Consider the following 17,033-nt stretch of genomic DNA (forward strand, 5'->3'; position numbering starts at 1 on the left):
CGCTCCCTGACTTCAGGTGAGCGCGGCGAGCCCTCGTTCAGCTCCCTGAGCCGAATGCGAGCGCAGCGAGTCTTCGCGTCGAAGGGCTCCCGCGACCGGTCACCCCCGGGAACCGGTCGCGGCGGCACCGCTATCCGAGTGCGGCGGCGACCTCCGCCTCCAGCGCGGCCACCCGGTGCTCGGGCACGTCCATCCCGCACACGCGCAGCCAGTTGGCGAGCATCCGGTGTCCGCCCTGCGTCAGGACGCTCTCCGGATGGAACTGCACGCCGTGGATCGGCAGTTCACGATGCCGCATCGCCATCACGATGCCCGATTCGGTGGTCCCGGTGACCACGAGTTCTTCGGGCACCGTCTCGGGGAGCACCGTGAGCGAGTGGTAGCGGGTCGCCACGAACGGATCGGGCAGACCGGCCAGGACGCCCTCCCCGTCGTGCGTGACCAGTGAGGTCTTGCCGTGCAGGAGTTCGGGGGCCCGGTCCACGGTGCCGCCGAAGGCGGCGCCGATCGCCTGGTGTCCCAGGCACACACCGAGGAGCGGGGTGCCGGCCGCCGCCGCGATCGGGATGATCGGCATGGTCGCGCCCGCCCGCTGCGGGGTACCGGGTCCGGGAGAGAGCAGGATGCCGTCGTACTCGGCCACCACGGCGTTCAGGAGGGACTCGACGGTCTCCGATCCGGGCTCCGGACTCGACGTCTCCGGTCCGCTCGCGGTGTTCCCGGAACCGAGCAACCGGGCGTCGTCGTTGCGCCAGACGTCGGCCTCGACTCCGAGTTGGCCCAGGTACTGGACCAGGTTGTAGACGAAGCTGTCGTAATTGTCGATGACCAGAATGCGCACGCAGCAAGATTATCGGTTTCCCGTCCGACAGCGCGCCTGGGTTACCGTAGAAGCATGCCTAAGTCAAAGGTGCGGAAGAAGACCGACTACACGATCAACACGGCGAGCCGCACGCCGGTGAAGGTCAAGGCGGGCCCGTCGGGCATCGTCTACCAGACCTTCATGTTCGGGTTCATGCTGGTGGGCCTCGCCTGGCTCCTCGTCTACTACCTGGGCGCCTCGGGTGCGACGGGTTACGGTGCCGAGGGCCGCGCACTCCACTGGATGAACCAGCTCGGTTCCTGGAATCTGCTGATCGGGTTCGGACTCGGGGTGGCGGGTTTGTTGATGACGATGGGTTGGCGCTGACCGATTCCCCAGTTGTCCCCAGTCTGTGGATTCGATGTGCATAAGTCATCCACATTGTGGACAACGGTGGGATGAGGTTATCCCCAATGTGGACAACTTCTGTGGGTAAAACTGTGGATCATCCTGTGAACGACCCCGGACGAGCGTGGATGACACCGCTGCCCGCGGGGATCGCGCTCGCCGGGCTGGGGACGGTCCTCGCAGTGGCCGCCGCGGCGTCGTACGCGGATCCGCCGGCGACGGTCCTGCTGGGCATCGCCGCACTCGGCAGCTTCTTCGCCGGGATGTCGGCGGTGATCCGCCGTCCGCGGCTGACCTTGACCACCGGGCCGGTACTCACCGTGCGGACGCTGCGCGGCGGCTACGAACTGCGCCCCGCGGACATCGCGAGCATCGAACTGCTCGACACCCGGCGACTCGCCTTCCGCTCCAGGCAACTGCTGATCGAACAGTCCGACGACAGCGGCCGCCTGCTGGTCTTCGGCCGATGGGATCTGGGCGAGAATCCGAGCATCGTCGCCGAGGAGCTGGCCGACGCCGGTTTCACCGTGCGCCGCCGGTGAGGCGAGTCGACGGATCCGGCTGAACGACCTCCCGCGGTCGGTCTTCGTTCCTGCGGTCGGTACACATCGACCGCGTGAACGAAGACCGGCCGCGCGCAGCGATCTCGACTCACGACCGCATCAGAGGCTCAGTACCGCCCCGTATCCGATGCCGATTCCCGAGGCGATCACGAACAGTGCGGCGAGACCGATCCAGCCGACCCGGCTCACCGCGGCCACGGTGCGCTCTTCGGGGGCGAGGAGCACCATCGGCAACCACAGCAGGGCCAGCGCGGAGAGCGCCCCGAAGAGCAGACCGCCCAGGTGCGCGTAGAGCGAGATCCCCGGGATGCCGAACGAGATCACCACGTTGAGCACGATGACGGTCAGCACCGACGTCGCCGGGAGCTTGAGTCTGAGCACCACCACCAGCAGTGCTCCGAGAAGACCGTAGAGGGCACCGGAGGCGCCGGCGGTCAGAGCGCCGTCGTGCTCCAGGACGACGACGGCCGCACTGCCGCCGAGCAGTGCGATCAGATAGAGGGCACCGTACCGGACCTTACCGAACAGACGTTCGAGATCTCGGCCGACGACGTACAGCGAGATCATGTTGACCGCGAGATGCATCAGCGACCAGTGCAGGAAGCCCGACGTGAACAGGCGCCAGTACTCGTCGAGGAAGACGCCGTCCCATCCGGTGATCAGCACCCCCTCCTGCATGATCGTCGAACGTCCCAGTTCCCGGCTGCTGAACAGCACACCGCGGCCGGCCTGTGCCAGACAGGCGAGGAAGAGGACGACGTTCACCGCGATCAGCCCGAACGTGACGTACGGGGTCGCGGTGGCCGCCTGCGCCGGCGCCGCGGGATCCACCCGGGCGGCGGCCTGCTCCCGCGCGACGCAGTCGACGCAGTGCTGACCTACGGGTGCGGGGCGAAGACACTCGGGACAGGCCGACCGCCCGCACCGCGTACAGGAGAGCGCGGTGGGGCGGTCGGGATGCCGAGGACAGGTGTTCGGCAAATCAGGAGATCTCGACGCTCTCGATCACGACCTCGTCGCGCGGACGGTCGGCACGATCGGTGGCGGTGGTCGCGATGGCGTCGACGACGGCCTGGCTCGCCGGATCGGTGACCTCGCCGAAGATGGTGTGACGACGGTTCAGATGCGGGGTCGGTCCGACGGTGATGAAGAACTGCGAGCCGTTGGTGCCCGGCCCGGCGTTCGCCATCGCCAGCAGGTACGGCTTGTTGAACTGGAGTTCCGGGTGGAACTCGTCCTCGAAGCGGTAGCCGGGGCCGCCGCGGCCGGTGCCGGTCGGGTCGCCGCCCTGGATCATGAAGCCCTCGATCACGCGGTGGAACACCGAGCCGTCGTAGAACGGGCCGCTGGACTCGCCCTTCGCGTTCGCGGTGGAGTACTCCTTGGAGCCGTCGGCCAGGCCGACGAAGTTCGCCACGGTCTTGGGAGCGTGGTTCGGGAACAGTTCGATGACGATGTCGCCGCGATTGGTGTGCAGGGTCGCGGTCTTGCTCTGATCACTCACGAGTTCCATACAACCACGCGCGGTGGCCGGGAAGTCGGGACACCTGGCAGGCTGGTGGCATGTCGAACAAGGTCACCGTTCTCGCCGCCTCCGCCGTCGTCGCACTCCTCCTCGGGATCCTCGCCGTCGTCCGCAATGCCCGCACCGAGCACCCCGCAGTGGCCCCCGCTCCGCCCCGCATCGATTCCTGAACACATGAAGTGGGCCACACCGCCGGTGGCACGCCTCGGTGATCCGGCTCCGGGTTCGCCGCTGAGATCGACCTGAACGGGTAGTTTGTAGTCCGTGGCAACCGATAACTCTCGCGACATCCCCGCGACACCCGCACCGTCGAGCGGACCGAATCCCGCCGCCGGTCCGGTGCAGGCCCCCGCGGGAGCCGCGTCCGGAAGCGGACCTCTGCCTGCTGCGGCCGCACCGCGTCCCGCCCGTGGTCAGTCGACGACGAATCAGCAGACGCCGCCGACCGGACCCCAGCATTCCGCGGGCCGCACACCGACCGGAGCGCCGTCCCGGCCCGCTGCGGGACCGGGCGCGCCCGGTCCCCGCCAGCCCGGCGGCCCCGGTCAGGCGCACGGCCCGGCTGGCGGCGCACCGCAGCCGCCGAATCCCGGCGGTCGACCCCCTCAGCAGCAGCCGAACGGCGGTCCCGCCGCACCGAGTCCCGGGGTTCCGCAGCAGGCCGCGCGGCCGCCGCAGGCGGGACCTCCGCAGCAGAACCCCACCGGACCGCAGAATCAGGCCGCTCCGCAGAAGCCGGCCGGGAACGCACCGCAGCCGCAGGCCGCACCGCCGACTCAGGTGGCCCCGAAACAGCAACCGCAGCAGCCTTCTCTCGCCTACTCGGCGGTGCCGGAGGCCGCGGGGGCCGCAGCTGCGGCGCGCGCGACGGGAGCCCCCGCCCCGAAGTCGGCCCAGACGCAATCGGCTGCGGGAAAGCCCGCCGCCGGGAAGCCCGCACCCGCTCAGACGGCCGCCGGGGAGGGAGATGCGGGTGCGTCGTCGAGCACCGCCGCGGCAGACGCTACGGTGAGCGCCGTGCAATCCGGTCAGTCCACATCATCGTCGTCGAAGAACGCCTCGGGGCGGAGCACCGCAGCCGCCGGGCAGGATCACCAGCTCAGCCTCTCGGCGATCATCGGTTTCGTCCTGGCAGGTCTGGGGTTCCTCCTGATCACGGTGCCGTTCGCCCTGTGGCTCGGCTATCGCGGACGTACCGAGTGCTCCTCCGGTAAACGCGCGGGCGCCACGTTCGCGAAGTTCGCGATCGGTCTCGGCTGGCTCTGGGTGGTGTTCTGGATCCTGGCGACGGTCTCCTACCTCTGGATCATCCTCTGAATCGCTCGTCGAACGGGATCGTCCGTCCCCGACAGTTCGGCCCGTGACCACACGAATCCTCCCGATTCCGGTCACGACGCCGACCGGGACACGACACGCCGATCGCCTGTCCGACTCCCTGGTCAAGACTTATGTCACACCAGTGGGGAGGACATTCGACCTACCTGCCGGTACCATTCAGGCCATGTTCAAGCGGATCCTCATCGCCTTCGCCTCCCTGGCCATGCTGGTCGGGCTGGCGGTCCCGATCGGCAACGGTCAGGCCGCAGCGGCCCCGTGCGCCGACGTCCACCTGCTCTTCGCCCGCGGCACCCAGGAGGCCGGCGCTCCCGTCGGCACCACCGGCCAGGCGTTCGGCAACTCGCTTCGGGCCCGCTTCCCGGGCCGGGAGGTCCGGGTCTCGCCGGTCCACTACCAGGCCAGCGACGACTTCCACAAGGGCACGGACTTCCTGAAGACCGTCGCCGCCGGTGTGCGGAGCGCCCAGAACCAGATGAAGTACATCGCCCGGACCTGCCCCCGCGCCAAGATCGTCCTCGGCGGCTTCTCGCAGGGCGGCGTCGTGGCCGTCTACGCGGTGAGCGACCAGGTCGGCCCGATGTCGCTGGTGCTCCGCGAGGTGCCCAACGTGCTCCCGCCGTCGATCGCCAGCAAGGTGGCCGGCGTGATCACCTTCGGCGCCCCGAACGACCGCTGGTTCAACGAGGTCGGCGCTCCGCCGATGCGCGTCGGCGCCCTGTACGCCCGCAAGACCCGGCACTTCTGCATCCCCGGTGACAACATCTGCGACGGCGGCCCCATCGACCGTCCGAACACCGTGCACGGCAACTACTCGCGCAACGGCATGACCGGCGTCGCGTCGAACTTCGTCGCCCGCTTCATGTGACAGCCGCCTAGCGGCTTCGCTCACGTCGTCAGACCCGGCCGATCCGTTCGGCCGGGTCTGACGACGATCCGTATGGCCGCCCGACGCGGCCGCTTCCTGAAGAAGCGTTCAGGGTCGTTCAGATCAGGTTCAGTCTCCGCGGGAGAGCATGATCGCCGTGAACGAACACGCGACACCGACCCCCGGCCCCGATCCGTACCCGCCGACGGAGACCACCGCGCCCGAGAAACGACGACGCCCGATCCTCGTCGGCGCCGCGATCGGCGCGGCGGTCCTCCTCATCGGCGGAGCCGGTGCAGCGATCGCCCTCTCCGTCTCCTCGGACGAGGAGCCGACCTCCGTCTCCAGGAGCGTCGACGCCGACGACCGCACCGATGCCGACGACCGGGATGACGACGACGCCGAACGCCGCGACGCGGTGCCGGGCCGCGCGGTGCCGTCCGACTCCGGCGCCCTCGTGAAGGCCGTCGACGCCGCGGTCGCCGCGGTGCCGGGGGCGACCGGCGCGACGGCGATCACCGTCGACCACGACGGCTGGGAGGTCGACGTCGCCCGTTCGGGCGCCGCCGACGCCACCGTCGTCGTCGCGCTCGACGGCGGCACCCGCACCCGGGACGACGACGGCGATCGGGACGGCAACCCGGTGCTCGACACCTCGCGGATCGGCGCCCTCGTCGACGCCGCCCTCGCCGAGGCGGGACGCGGCACCGTCGCCTCGATCTCCACCGAGAACGGCCGGAACCATCACTACGAGGTGACCGTCGACCTCGGTGACGGCAGCGAGACCGAGGTCCGGCTGACTCGTGACCTCGCCGTCGTCTCCGTCGAACGGGACGAGTGAACCCCTCGACGACGAACGGGTCCGGCCGGCGGGATCGTCATCCATCCTGGACACAGCCGATCGCGGGAGGACAGACATGCGAGTACTGGTGGTCGACGACGAGGTCCGTTTCGCGGACGGGCTCCGGCGCGGCCTCGAAGCGGAGGGTTTCTCGGTCGACCTGGCTCACGACGGGGTCGACGGTCTCTGGCGGGCGCGGGAGGTGCGCTACGACGCGATCGTCCTCGACGTCATGATGCCGGGGATGAGCGGCTACACCGTCTGCCGCACGCTGCGGGAGGAGGAGAACTGGACTCCGATCCTCATGCTCACCGCGAAGGACGGACCGTGGGATCAGGTCGACGGCCTCGATCTCGGCGCCGACGACTACGTGGTCAAACCGACCGAGCACGTGGTGCTGACGGCCCGGCTGCGCGCACTCATCCGCCGCGGCCGGCCGGAACGACCGACCGTGATCGAGGTCGGGGACCTGGTCGTCGACCCGGCGACCAGGGAGGTCAGCCGGGGCGGCACACCGGTCAAGCTGACCGCCCGGGAGTTCGCCGTCCTGCACTTCCTCGTCCTAGAGGCCGGGACGGTGCGGAGCAAGGCGGAGATCCTCGCCGCCGTCTGGGACGACGATTTCGACGGCGACGCCAACATCGTCGAGGTGTACATCGCGCACCTGCGGACCAAGCTCGACAAGCCGTTCGGCCTCGACACCATCGTGACGGTCCGCGGGGCCGGCTACCGGCTGATACCTCATGGCTGAGTCGCGACCGGAGGCCGGACGTCGTCGACCGCGGCTCTCGCTGCGGGTGCGGATCACCGCCTCCACGGCGGCGGTCGTGCTGGTGGTCCTCGCGCTCGGTGCGGCGGCCGTGGTGTTCCTCCTCGGCCGCTCCCTCGTCGAGGCCGAGTCGCAGACGGCCGAGGCCCAGGCCGAACAGCTGGCCCGGAACGCCGAGGCCGGCGGGACGCTCCCGGAGTTCGACGACGAGGTGATCGTCCAGCTCCAGCGCGACGGCCGGGTCGTCGCCCGCACCGGCGACGACGCCGACGACGCGACGTCGCCCCTGCCCGTCGTCGACGATCGGATCGTCGAGGTCGACGGTGACCGCTATCTGGTGCGCGCCGAGTCGCTCGTCCTCGACGGCCGGGAGCATCGTCTCGTGCTCGGCCGGAGTCTGGACACCGCCGGGGAGGCGGTCGCCGCGGCCACCACCCTGATGGCGTTTGCGGTGCCCGCGGTGAGCGTCTTCGTCGCGCTGCTGATCTGGACGGTGGTCGGGCGGGCCCTGCGGCCGGTCGAACGGATCCGCCGGGACGTCGAGTCCGCGGGCGACGACGTCACGCGCCGCATCGCGGCGCCGGGAGGAGACGACGAGGTGGCCCGACTGGCGACGACCATGAACGGGATGCTCGACAAGCTCGAGGCCGCCCAACGCACCCAGCGCCGGTTCGTCTCCGACGCCTCCCACGAACTGCGTTCCCCGGTCGCGGCGATCCGTCAGCACACCCAGGTGGCCCTCCGGCACCCCGCCGCCACCTCGCTGGCGGAGTTGGCCGGTGTCGTCGACGACGAGGCGCGGCGACTGCACGAACTCGTCAGCGACCTGCTCCTGCTGGCCAGGCTCGACGAGGGGATGGCGCGCGACCGCCGGGAGGTGGATCTGGACGACATCGTCTTCGCCGAGGCATCACGACTGCGGGCGCTCGGAGTCGCCGTCGACACCAAACGGGTGGGGCCGGCGCGGGTGTTCGGCGACGAGGTGCTCCTCGTGCGCGCGGTGCGCAACGCCGCCGAGAACGCCCGGCGGCACGCCCGCGGCCGGATCGACTTCGTCCTGCATGCCGCCGACGGACGGGTGGAGCTGTACGTCGACGACGACGGCGACGGCGTCCCGGAGGAGGACCGCCGGCGGCTCTTCCGCCGTTTCGAACGCCGCGACGACGCCCGGAGCCGCAGCGACGGCGGCGCCGGGCTCGGTCTGGCGATCATCGCCGAAGCCGCCCAGCACACCGGCGGCGAGGCCGGCTTCTCCGAGTCGCCGATGGGCGGCGCCCGCCTCGAGATCCACCTGCCCGAGCACACCGACGGGTGACCTCCGCCGTCTCGCCTGCCCGCCGAACGCCTGTCGTCCTCCGGTGCTCACGCGGAGAACGGGAGAGAGGGAGAGCGTGCTCGTCTGAGTGATCCTGGCCGCCACGGTGGACGGCGGCATCCGATTTCTGCATGCCTGCGGTCGACGGCTCGTCGTGCTGGCGGCGACGTTCCCCGCTGGTCGCCGGCCCGGTCCACCGGTACCCGGATACTCTCCCGCGGAGTCGAGTGCGCCTCGCTGTGGTCGGCCGTTGCGAAATACCGGGTCACGAGGGAAATATGCCCTCGTCGGCTGATATCTCGCAACGGCCGACACCGACAGACGGCACCGAGGCCGAGACGACGAAACCTTTCCCGGATGCGGCCAGGAAAGTGCGGGTGTCGGAGAAAAACTGTGGACGCAGCCGGACTCAAACCGAACACCTGGCAGCGGTTCGAGAAGCTCCGTTCCGCGTGGAATCAGGCGAAACCCGGCTTTGTCGACGCGCCGTTGGAGCCGTCAGAGCGTGAGCCTGGGGTGGTCAGAACCCCAAGAAGACGACCTAGAACACCCCTGACGGAGAGGGAACTGGACTCAATCCGAACTGCCCGGAGGAACGCGGGGAGAGCGTCGTGTCGATCACCAAGCGGTTCGGCGTACACCACATGACTGTCTGGGCTCACACCAAGACTTGGTCTCGTGATCGCACAGGTCCCCACGGGTAGCGTTGTTCCTTACAGATAGGAGGCATCGTGAGTCATCCACCGCAGGTCAGCATCACTGCCGCTGAGCTACCCGCGCTCCGCGCCGCGATGCGCAATGCCCAGACAGCCGCAGCCGACTACTACGGTCAGACCGCTCGCAACGACAGCATCGAGGATCTCGGTACACCTGTGCGGAGGTTTCTCGTCGCCACTCAGACTGTCAACGATCTGCTGACAAACAGCGTGAACGACTCTGCGACATACGTGAACATAGTGAGTTCTGGTGGACACCCGGACGTAGGTGTGATTCGAGGTGTGAAGTACGTCCGAAACATCGCACAGCATGTCGCTCACGTGATTCGCCCAGCGGACGAGCACGTCCTCATCGGCGGCGTTCTTGGACTACGTATCTACACATTCTGGGATGAGGTGCCCCCTACCGTCCACGCCCAACTACGGCCAAGTACGCAACGGCTCAAGGCGGACTACGACGCGACTCTTGAGGGCAAGGAAGTTGCCGGGACGATGCTGACCGCGCTGGGATTCTTCGCCGACGTCGCGCCCGGTATCGCCCACCGGGATCGACAGGGAGAGTGGACGGGGTTCCCCCTGATGAGCCAGCCGGGGGTCGGAGACCGAATCCATCCCGAAGAACCTGCGGATGAAAAAGCCGCGCGGATATGGCTTGATGAACGGCTACCCAACGGTGACGTGAGAGTGATCTGCGGCCAGTTGACAGTGGACGGTACCAAGTACGTCCTCGGGCACACGTTCATCGGACGACGCTCTTACGCCCCGTTCGTTGAGACCGTGGAGCAGCTGGGGAAAGATGTAGCGGCGGGATACGAGTATGTGGTCGGCGATGTTCTGGCAAACACGACAAACCGAACTAAGAGCACTCCGCATGTAGTTCAGGGAACGGTGTTCGAGAGCAACGATGACTTTGCAACATGGACAACGCCTACTCCAAGCACCGCGTGGGATGAAGACTGGGTGGACGCGAGGACGGCGGACACCTGGCGCAGAGTGCTGGACATGGAAGTCGACGATGGTCTCTTCGCAAGTTCATCCTACCAAATACGTCGCGCACGGCGCTTGAACGCTGTCGTTCCATACTCACCGTAGTTCCCGCCCCTGGATGTTGCTTGCCGGGGTTCGACGACCATCGCTATCGCCCGGCTGGACGATGTGTTGCACATGAGTCTGCGCCGCTCGATGTTCGGCTGCTTGATCGGCGGTCGTGACGGCCTTGGCTTCACCCAGCGGGGATGCGCCGGTGATCTCGTAGCGGTAGCGGTACAGAGCATCGCCTAAACGCGGCCCGCTCGATCTTATCGTGACATCGGCGACGGCCGCGGCGATACGCTCAGGGTATGCGGTGCGGCGTCGTCACCCTGGAAGGTTCAACCGTCGGCGCGGTGACCTCGACTCTCGTCAACGTGATAGGAGCTCAACGCCGGCCGGACAGGTTCGGCCCGAACTCGCACCTGGTGACTCCCAACGGTAGCCGCCTGTACGTCAACGACTCCGCCGCCCCGAACTATGCCGTGATCGGCCCGCCTCCGACTTCGACGACATCGAGCACAACGCGTGGGCATTCAGGTGTTCGACATCGTGAGTCCACTCGCCTCTGTCGTCGCCGAACTGTTCGACGAGGACGACACCTCATCCAGCCGCATACGTCATAGCCCCGCGGTAGCTCCATAAGGCCCCGTGAATACACATGGATGACAGGAGATCCCTGTCAGATCCTCGCCGGGAACGAGAAAGGCACTCCCCCGATCGAACCGGGAAAGTGCCTCTGATCTGGTGTTTTGCCTGTGGAGCCTAGGAGATTCGAACTCCTGACATCCGCCTTGCAAAGGCGGCGCTCTACCAACTGAGCTAAGGCCCCGGACCGGCGAAGCCGGAAGGGTGTTCGTGGTGGGCCTAGGAGGACTTGAACCTCCGACCTCTTCGTTATCAGCGAAGCGCTCTAACCGCCTGAGCTATAGGCCCTTGAACCGAGATGAAACGTTACATGACGTCAGCCGAAAAACAAAAACGGCTGGTCAGAGGCCCATTCAGTCCAGGTCTGCGAGGGTCACCTCGACACCGCCGACCACGTCCGCGCACACGTTGTAGATGTACGCGAGGATGGTCGAGAGCGCGGTGAGCACGATCGCGGCGAAGAGCCCGAACAGCGCGGAGAACCCGAAGACCTGTCCGAGTGTGATCAATTCGTCACCGCTGCTGCTGCCGTCGGAGCTCACGATGGTGCTGACCGTGCTGTTGACCTGATCCCAGATCCCCATGCCGGCGAGCACGCCGTAGAGCACGGCGATGGCGATCATCCAGATCAGGAAGCCGGCCACGGCCAGCACACCGCTCACCTTGAAGATCGACCACGGATCCACCCGGCGCACCTGCACGGCCGCACGCAGCGGGGTGCCGATCGACGACGACGGCGAGATCCGCCGGACCGCGGCCCGATCGCCCGTATCGGCCTTCGCTCCGGTCTTGTGGATCGCATCCAGGTCCGGACGCTCCTTGACCGCCGAGGTCTGCGGGACCACGGTGGTCGTCTGGACGGCGGACGGCGCCGACGGGCCCTTGGCCGCCTGGCCCGCGGCCACACCCGCCGCGGCGCCCACCGCACCGGCGGCCGCCTGCTGAGGCGCCCCGGCCTTCGTCGGCGCGGGCTGCCCCTGGGGAGGAGTCACCTTCGGGATCGGTCCCGACGGAGGCGGCCCCCCGTGTCCCTTTCCGGACGGCCCGGCGGGTCCCTTGGGACCGGGACCACTGGGGCCGGGACCCGGGCCCGGCCGACCGGGCACCTGTCCCGGACCGCCCTGGGGAGGCATCCCGGGTCCGGCGGGGCCGGGCATCCCCGGCCCGGGTCCCGGTCCCGGCATGCCGGGTCCCGCAGCGGGGCCGCCCGGACGACCGACCGGACCGGGGGCGCCCGTGGGCTTCCCCTGGGCCGGACCCGCCGCCGGGAACTCACCGGTGATCTGCGGAGCCGACTTGGCGAGGTCTCCGGCCGTCATCCCGGCCGGCGCCGAGGTCTCGCCGCGCTTCCACGCGGGCACCTGTCCGCGGTCGGCGGCGTCCTCCGGCTCGTTGGTCTTGGTCACTGAAGTGTCCTCACTGAAGTTGGCGTGCTTCCACCCTGATGGATATCCACCCTAGTGGCTTGAACCACCGGGGGCGGCTCACGCGCCGATGCTCACGGTGGAGCCGTCGATCACTCGGCGGCGGTCTCGTCCGGTTCGTCGGCGTTCCGGGCGATCGCGAGCAGGCTGTCGCCGTCGCCCAGATTCATCAGGCGAACGCCCTTGGTCTGCCTGCCCGCCTTGCGGACCTGCTTGGCCAGCGTCCGGATGACGCCGCCACCGGAGGTGATGGCGTACACCTCGCTGTCGATGTCGACGATGATCGCACCCACCAGTTCGCCACGCTTGACGTCGTACTGGATGGTGAGCACGCCCTTGCCGCCGCGGCCCTGCGCGGCGTACTCCTCGATGTCGGTCCGCTTGGCGTACCCGCCCGAGGTGGCCACCAGCAGATACGTGCCCGGCTGCACCACGTTCAACGACAGCAGCTGATCGGAGGTGTTGAACCGCATGCCCTGCACGCCCGAGGTCTGTCGGCCCATCGGGCGCAGCGTCTCGTCGTCGGCGTGGAAACGGATCGACTGACCCTGCTTGGAGACCAGCAGCAGATCGTCGTCGGGACCGCACAGCTGCGCGCCCACCAGTTCGTCGTCGCCCCGCAGGTTGATCGCCGCGATGCCGCCTGAACGGTTCGAGTCGAAGGCGTCGAGCGCGGACTTCTTCACCAGACCGTTGCGCGTCGCGAGCACCAGGTAGGGCGCGTCGTCGTACGCGCTGATCCGGATCACCTGGGCGATCTTCTCCTCCGGCTGGAAGGCCAGCAGGTTCGCCACGTGCTGGCCGCGCGCGGTGCGGTTGGCCTCGGGCAGCTCGTACGCCTTGGCCCGGTACACGCGGCCCTTGGTGGTGAAGAACAGCAGCCAGTCGTGCGTGCTGGTGACGAAGAAGTGGGCGACGATGTCGTCCTGCTTCAGGTTGGCGCCCTGCACGCCCTTCCCGCCGCGCTTCTGGCTGCGGTACAGGTCGGTCTTGGTGCGCTTGGCGTAGCCGGTCTCGGTGATGGTGACGACGACGTCCTCGCGGGCGATCAGGTCTTCGTCGTTCACGTCGCCCTCGGCGGCGATGATGCGGGTACGACGATCGTCGCCGTACTTGTCGACGACCTCCTTGAGCTCGTCGCGGACGATCGCGCGCTGGCGCTCCGGCTTGGCCAGGATGTCCTTCAGGTCGGCGATCTCGCGCTCGATCTCGGCGAGCTCGTCGATGATCTTCTGGCGTTCCAGGGCCGCCAGCCGGCGCAGCTGCATGGCCAGGACGGCGTCGGCCTGGATCTCGTCGACGTCGAGCAGGCTCATCAGGCCGCTGCGCGCGATGTCGACGGTCGCGGACGCGCGGATCAACGCGATCACCTCGTCGAGCGCGTCGAGCGCCTTGACCAGGCCGCGCAGGATGTGGGCGCGTTCCTCGGCCTTGCGCAGCCGGAACCGGGTCCGGCGCACGATCACGTCGATCTGGTGGGCGACGTAGTAGCGGATCATCTGATCCAGGCGCAGGGTGCGCGGCACGCCGTCGACGATCGAGAGCATGTTGGCGCCGAAGTTGGTCTGCAGCTGGGTGTGCTTGTAGAGGTTGTTCAAGACCACCTTGGCCACCGCATCACGGCGCAGGGTGATGGCGATCTTGAGACCGACGCGATCGGACGAGAGGTCGTCGATCTTGCTGATGCCCTTGAGCTTGCCGTCGTTGAGCTGGTCGCCGATCGACTGGATCAGGTTGTCGATGTTCACCTGGTACGGCAGTTCGGTGACGATGAGCTGGGTGGTGCCCTTGTTCTCCTCGATCTCCACCACCGACCGCATCCGGATGCTGCCGCGCCCGGTCATGTACGCGTCCTTGATGCCCTGGCTGCCCACGATCAGGCCCGCGGTCGGGAAGTCCGGTCCCTTCACAGCCTCCATGCAGGCGGCGAGGGTGGTCTCGTCGTCGGCGTCCGGATGCTCCAGCGCCCAGAACACGGCGTCGGCCACCTCACGCAGGTTGTGCGGCGGGATGTTGGTCGCCATGCCGACCGCGATGCCGCCCGAGCCGTTGATCAGCAGGTTCGGGATACGAGCCGGCAGCACCGTCGGCTCGTCGGTCTTGCCGTCGTAGTTCGGGGTGAAGTCGACGGTCTCCTCGGTGATGTCGCGCAGCATCTCCATGGCCAGCGGGGTGAGCCGCGCCTCGGTGTACCGCATGGCGGCGGCGCCGTCGTTGCCGCGCGAACCGAAGTTGCCCTGGCCGTCGATCAGCGGGTAGCGCATGGACCACGGCTGGGCCAGACGCACCAGCGCGTCGTAGATCGAGCTGTCACCGTGCGGGTGGTAGTTGCCCATCGTCTCCGACACCGGACGCGCCGACTTCACGTAGCCGCGATCCGGGCGGAAACCGGCGTCGAACGATGCGTACAGCAGCCGACGGTGCACCGGCTTGAGGCCGTCGCGGACCTCGGGCAGGGCGCGGCCCACGATCACGCTCATCGCGTAGTCGATGTAGCTGCTCTGCATCTCCTGGCCGAGATCGACCGGTTCGATGCGGTCGTGGGTGACGGCCGAACCGTCGTCGGGGACGTTGGTGTCGTCGCTCATGGGATCACTTTCTGGAAGGTGGTCGACGGGGCTCCCCCGGCAAGCCGGTCGGCGCGCGCGGTCAGGCGGTGCGCGGGCTCCGTCGTCGAAGAGGTCGAAGAACGCCTGCGGGCTCCGACGGTTCGGGGGAAGCGTCGGAGGCACGCATCAGACGTCGAGGAACCGGACGTCCTTGGCGTTGCGGGCGATGAAACCGCGACGGGCCGCGACGTCCTCGCCCATCAGGATGGAGAAGAGCTCGTCGGCCGCGGCGGCGTCGTCGAGGGTCACCTGCTTGAGGATCCGGACCTCGGGGTCCATGGTGGTCTCCCACAGCTCGCTGGCGTTCATCTCGCCCAGACCCTTGTAGCGCTGGATGCCGTCGTCCTTGTTGATCTTCTTGCCCGCGGCCAGCCCCGCCTCGAGCGGCGCATCGCGCTCGCGGTCGCTGTAGGCGAAGTCGGGGTCGGCGCCCTTCTGCCACTTGAGCTTGTACAGCGGCGGCTGCGCCAGATACACGTGGCCGTGCTCGATGAGCGGCCGCATGAAGCGGAACAGCAGCGTGAGCAGCAGCGTCGCGATGTGCTGACCGTCGACGTCGGCGTCGGCCATCAGCACGATCTTGTGGTAGCGCAGCTTCTTGATGTCGAACTCGTCGTGGATGCCGGTGCCGAACGCGGTGATGATCGACTGGACCTCGGCGTTCTTGAGCACCCGGTCGATGCGGGCCTTCTCGACGTTGATGATCTTGCCGCGGATCGGCAGGATCGCCTGGTACATCGAGTCGCGGCCCGACTTGGCCGAGCCGCCGGCCGAGTCGCCCTCCACGATGTAGACCTCGCACTTGGTCGGATCGTTGCTGCGGCAGTCGGCCAGCTTGCCGGGGAGCCCGCCGATGTCGGTGGCGGTCTTGCGGCGGACCAGCTCGCGGGCGCGGCGGGCCGCCATCCGGGCCTGCGCCGAGTCGGCGGCCTTGCGGACGATGATCTTGGCCTCGGCCGGGTTGGCCTCGAACCAGTGGCCGAGATGCTCGTTGCAGGTGCGCTGCACGAAGCCCTTGACCTCGGTGTTGCCGAGCTTGGTCTTGGTCTGACCCTCGAACTGCGGATCGGCCACCTTCACCGAGATCACCGCGGCCAGGCCCTCGCGGATGTCGTCGCCGGTGAGCTTGCCGTCCTTCTCCTTGATGAGCTTCTTGTCCAGCGCGTACTTGTTGACGGTGCTGGTCAACGCGGCGCGGAAGCCCTCTTCGTGGGTACCGCCCTCGTGGGTGTTGATGGTGTTGGCGAAGGTGTGGACCGACTCGGAGTAGCCGTTGTTCCACTGCATCGCGATCTCCACCTCGTGCCCCTCGCCCTTGGCGCCGAAGTCGATGACCGTGGTGTGGATCGGGTTCTTGGTGCGGTTGAGGTGCCGGACGAAGTCGACCAGGCCCTCCGGGTAGTGGTAGACGCGGGACTTGACCTTGGCGACCGCCGTGGCCTTCTCCTCGTCGGACTTGATGCTGGCGTCCTCGTCCTCCGCATCGGCCGCCTCGTCGGGGAGCCGCTCGTCGGTGAGCGTGATGGTGAGGCCCTTGTTGAGGAAGGCCATCTCCTGCAGACGCCGCGCGATGGTCTCGGCGCTGTAGACGGTGGTCTCGAAGATCTCCGGGTCGGCCCAGAACCGCACCGTCGTGCCGGTCTCGTTGCTCTTGCCGGTCTGGTTCAGCGCCTCGGGCTCGGCCCGGTGATAGGTCTGCTGCCAGCTGTGACCGTCGCGCTTGATCTCCAGCTCGACCTTGGTCGAGAGGGCGTTCACGACGGAGATGCCGACACCGTGCAGACCGCCGGACACCGCGTACGAGTCGGAGTCGAACTTTCCGCCCGCGTGCAGCTGGGTCATGATGACCTCCACCGCGGGGACACCGGTGGCGTGCATCGCGACGGGCATGCCGCGGCCGTCGTCGACCACCTGGATGCCGCCGTCGGCCAGGATCGTCACGTCCACGCGGGTGGCGTAGCCCGCCATCGCCTCGTCGACGGAGTTGTCGACGACCTCCCAGATCAGGTGGTGCAGGCCGCGTTCACCGGTCGAACCGATGTACATGCCCGGACGCTTGCGAACCGCCTCCAGGCCTTCCAGAATGCTGATGGAGTCGGCGCCGTACTCACCCGGCGCGGACTTGGACTTCTTCGATTCGGAACTACTGGTGTCGGCCACGGGACGCGTCCGCTCCTTCTC

The 17,033-nt window shown here is 68.1% G+C and carries 15 protein-coding genes and 2 tRNA genes; 9 read left to right on the forward strand and 8 right to left on the reverse strand.

All coding sequences use genetic code 11. The features are described from left to right. Positions 1-130: 130 nt before the first annotated feature. A complete protein-coding gene (locus tag QM809_RS04140; protein ID WP_415044553.1) occupies positions 131-841 on the reverse strand; it encodes a glutamine amidotransferase-related protein in 711 nt (236 codons plus the stop codon). Between the two features lie 54 nt (positions 842-895). On the opposite strand from QM809_RS04140, the gene crgA reads away from it, so the two are divergent. Further along, positions 896-1,189, forward strand: a complete 294-nt coding sequence (crgA, locus tag QM809_RS04145; protein ID WP_415044554.1) for a cell division protein CrgA — start codon at positions 896-898, stop codon at positions 1,187-1,189. Positions 1,190-1,338: 149 nt separating this feature from the next. Then, positions 1,339-1,752: a PH domain-containing protein gene (locus QM809_RS04150; RefSeq protein WP_415044555.1), complete on the forward strand. Its 414-nt coding sequence runs from the start codon at positions 1,339-1,341 to the stop codon at positions 1,750-1,752. A 120-nt stretch (positions 1,753-1,872) separates the two neighbouring features. Here QM809_RS04150 and QM809_RS04155 read toward each other — a convergent pair whose 3' ends face one another. Next, positions 1,873-2,604, reverse strand: a complete 732-nt coding sequence (locus QM809_RS04155) for a rhomboid family intramembrane serine protease (protein ID WP_415044556.1) — start codon at positions 2,602-2,604, stop codon at positions 1,873-1,875. A gap of 151 nt (positions 2,605-2,755) precedes the next feature. Beyond that, positions 2,756-3,286 carry a peptidylprolyl isomerase gene (locus QM809_RS04160; protein WP_415044557.1) on the reverse strand — a complete coding sequence of 177 codons (531 nt, stop codon included), beginning with the start codon at positions 3,284-3,286 and terminating at the stop codon, positions 2,756-2,758. A gap of 50 nt (positions 3,287-3,336) precedes the next feature. On the opposite strand from QM809_RS04160, the gene QM809_RS04165 reads away from it, so the two are divergent. From QM809_RS04165 to QM809_RS04195, 7 genes are all read left to right on the forward strand, one after another. After that, positions 3,337-3,468 carry a hypothetical protein gene (locus QM809_RS04165; protein WP_415044558.1) on the forward strand — a complete coding sequence of 44 codons (132 nt, stop codon included), beginning with the start codon at positions 3,337-3,339 and terminating at the stop codon, positions 3,466-3,468. Positions 3,469-3,562: 94 nt separating this feature from the next. Further along, entirely contained in the window at positions 3,563-4,615 is a 1,053-nt protein-coding gene (locus tag QM809_RS04170) for a hypothetical protein (protein ID WP_415044559.1), read from the forward strand. A 184-nt stretch (positions 4,616-4,799) separates the two neighbouring features. Continuing rightward, complete coding sequence (locus QM809_RS04175) at positions 4,800-5,501, forward strand: cutinase family protein (protein WP_415044560.1); 702 nt, start codon at positions 4,800-4,802, stop codon at positions 5,499-5,501. A gap of 157 nt (positions 5,502-5,658) precedes the next feature. Then, positions 5,659-6,342 carry a hypothetical protein gene (locus QM809_RS04180; protein WP_415044561.1) on the forward strand — a complete coding sequence of 228 codons (684 nt, stop codon included), beginning with the start codon at positions 5,659-5,661 and terminating at the stop codon, positions 6,340-6,342. Positions 6,343-6,418: 76 nt separating this feature from the next. Then, positions 6,419-7,093 carry a response regulator transcription factor gene (locus tag QM809_RS04185; RefSeq protein WP_415044562.1) on the forward strand — a complete coding sequence of 225 codons (675 nt, stop codon included), beginning with the start codon at positions 6,419-6,421 and terminating at the stop codon, positions 7,091-7,093. Further along, positions 7,086-8,426 carry a sensor histidine kinase gene (locus tag QM809_RS04190; protein WP_415044563.1) on the forward strand — a complete coding sequence of 447 codons (1,341 nt, stop codon included), beginning with the start codon at positions 7,086-7,088 and terminating at the stop codon, positions 8,424-8,426. Before QM809_RS04185 ends, QM809_RS04190 begins: the two co-directional genes overlap by 8 nt. Positions 8,427-9,157: 731 nt before the next feature. After that, on the forward strand, positions 9,158-10,234 hold the full coding sequence (locus tag QM809_RS04195; protein ID WP_415044564.1) for a hypothetical protein: 1,077 nt from the start codon (positions 9,158-9,160) through the stop codon (positions 10,232-10,234). A 696-nt stretch (positions 10,235-10,930) separates the two neighbouring features. Here QM809_RS04195 and QM809_RS04200 read toward each other — a convergent pair. The 5 genes from QM809_RS04200 to gyrB all read right to left on the reverse strand — a co-directional run bounded on the left by QM809_RS04200 (position 10,931) and on the right by gyrB (position 17,012). Then, positions 10,931-11,003, reverse strand: a tRNA-Ala gene (locus QM809_RS04200). A 27-nt stretch (positions 11,004-11,030) separates the two neighbouring features. After that, positions 11,031-11,107 (reverse strand) — tRNA-Ile (locus QM809_RS04205). A gap of 65 nt (positions 11,108-11,172) precedes the next feature. Next, positions 11,173-12,225, reverse strand: coding sequence for a DUF3566 domain-containing protein (locus QM809_RS04210; RefSeq protein ID WP_415044565.1), 1,053 nt, complete (start codon positions 12,223-12,225; stop codon positions 11,173-11,175). Positions 12,226-12,335: 110 nt separating this feature from the next. Continuing rightward, positions 12,336-14,831, reverse strand: coding sequence for a DNA gyrase subunit A (gyrA, locus tag QM809_RS04215; RefSeq protein ID WP_415044566.1), 2,496 nt, complete (start codon positions 14,829-14,831; stop codon positions 12,336-12,338). Between the two features lie 147 nt (positions 14,832-14,978). Beyond that, positions 14,979-17,012 (reverse strand): DNA topoisomerase (ATP-hydrolyzing) subunit B, encoded by a 2,034-nt coding sequence (gene gyrB, locus QM809_RS04220; RefSeq protein WP_415044567.1) that lies wholly within the window; start codon positions 17,010-17,012, stop codon positions 14,979-14,981. Positions 17,013-17,033: the final 21 nt, after the last annotated feature.

It is taken from the genome of Gordonia sp. (in: high G+C Gram-positive bacteria), from assembly GCF_047600385.1.
Classification (GTDB): Bacteria; Actinomycetota; Actinomycetes; order Mycobacteriales; family Mycobacteriaceae; genus Gordonia.

What these genes read in the sequence shown, in the direction of transcription:
- crgA (WP_415044554.1), top strand. Translation starts at nt 896, where the DNA reads ATGCCTAAGTCAAAGGTGCGGAAGAAGACCGACTACACGATCAACACG.
- QM809_RS04190 (WP_415044563.1), top strand. Translation starts at nt 7,086, where the DNA reads ATGGCTGAGTCGCGACCGGAGGCCGGACGTCGTCGACCGCGGCTCTCG.
- gyrA (WP_415044566.1), bottom strand. Translation starts at nt 14,831, where the DNA reads ATGAGCGACGACACCAACGTCCCCGACGACGGTTCGGCCGTCACCCAC.
- QM809_RS04160 (WP_415044557.1), bottom strand. Translation starts at nt 3,286, where the DNA reads ATGGAACTCGTGAGTGATCAGAGCAAGACCGCGACCCTGCACACCAAT.
- QM809_RS04165 (WP_415044558.1), top strand. Translation starts at nt 3,337, where the DNA reads ATGTCGAACAAGGTCACCGTTCTCGCCGCCTCCGCCGTCGTCGCACTC.
- QM809_RS04185 (WP_415044562.1), top strand. Translation starts at nt 6,419, where the DNA reads ATGCGAGTACTGGTGGTCGACGACGAGGTCCGTTTCGCGGACGGGCTC.
- QM809_RS04175 (WP_415044560.1), top strand. Translation starts at nt 4,800, where the DNA reads ATGTTCAAGCGGATCCTCATCGCCTTCGCCTCCCTGGCCATGCTGGTC.
- QM809_RS04150 (WP_415044555.1), top strand. Translation starts at nt 1,339, where the DNA reads ATGACACCGCTGCCCGCGGGGATCGCGCTCGCCGGGCTGGGGACGGTC.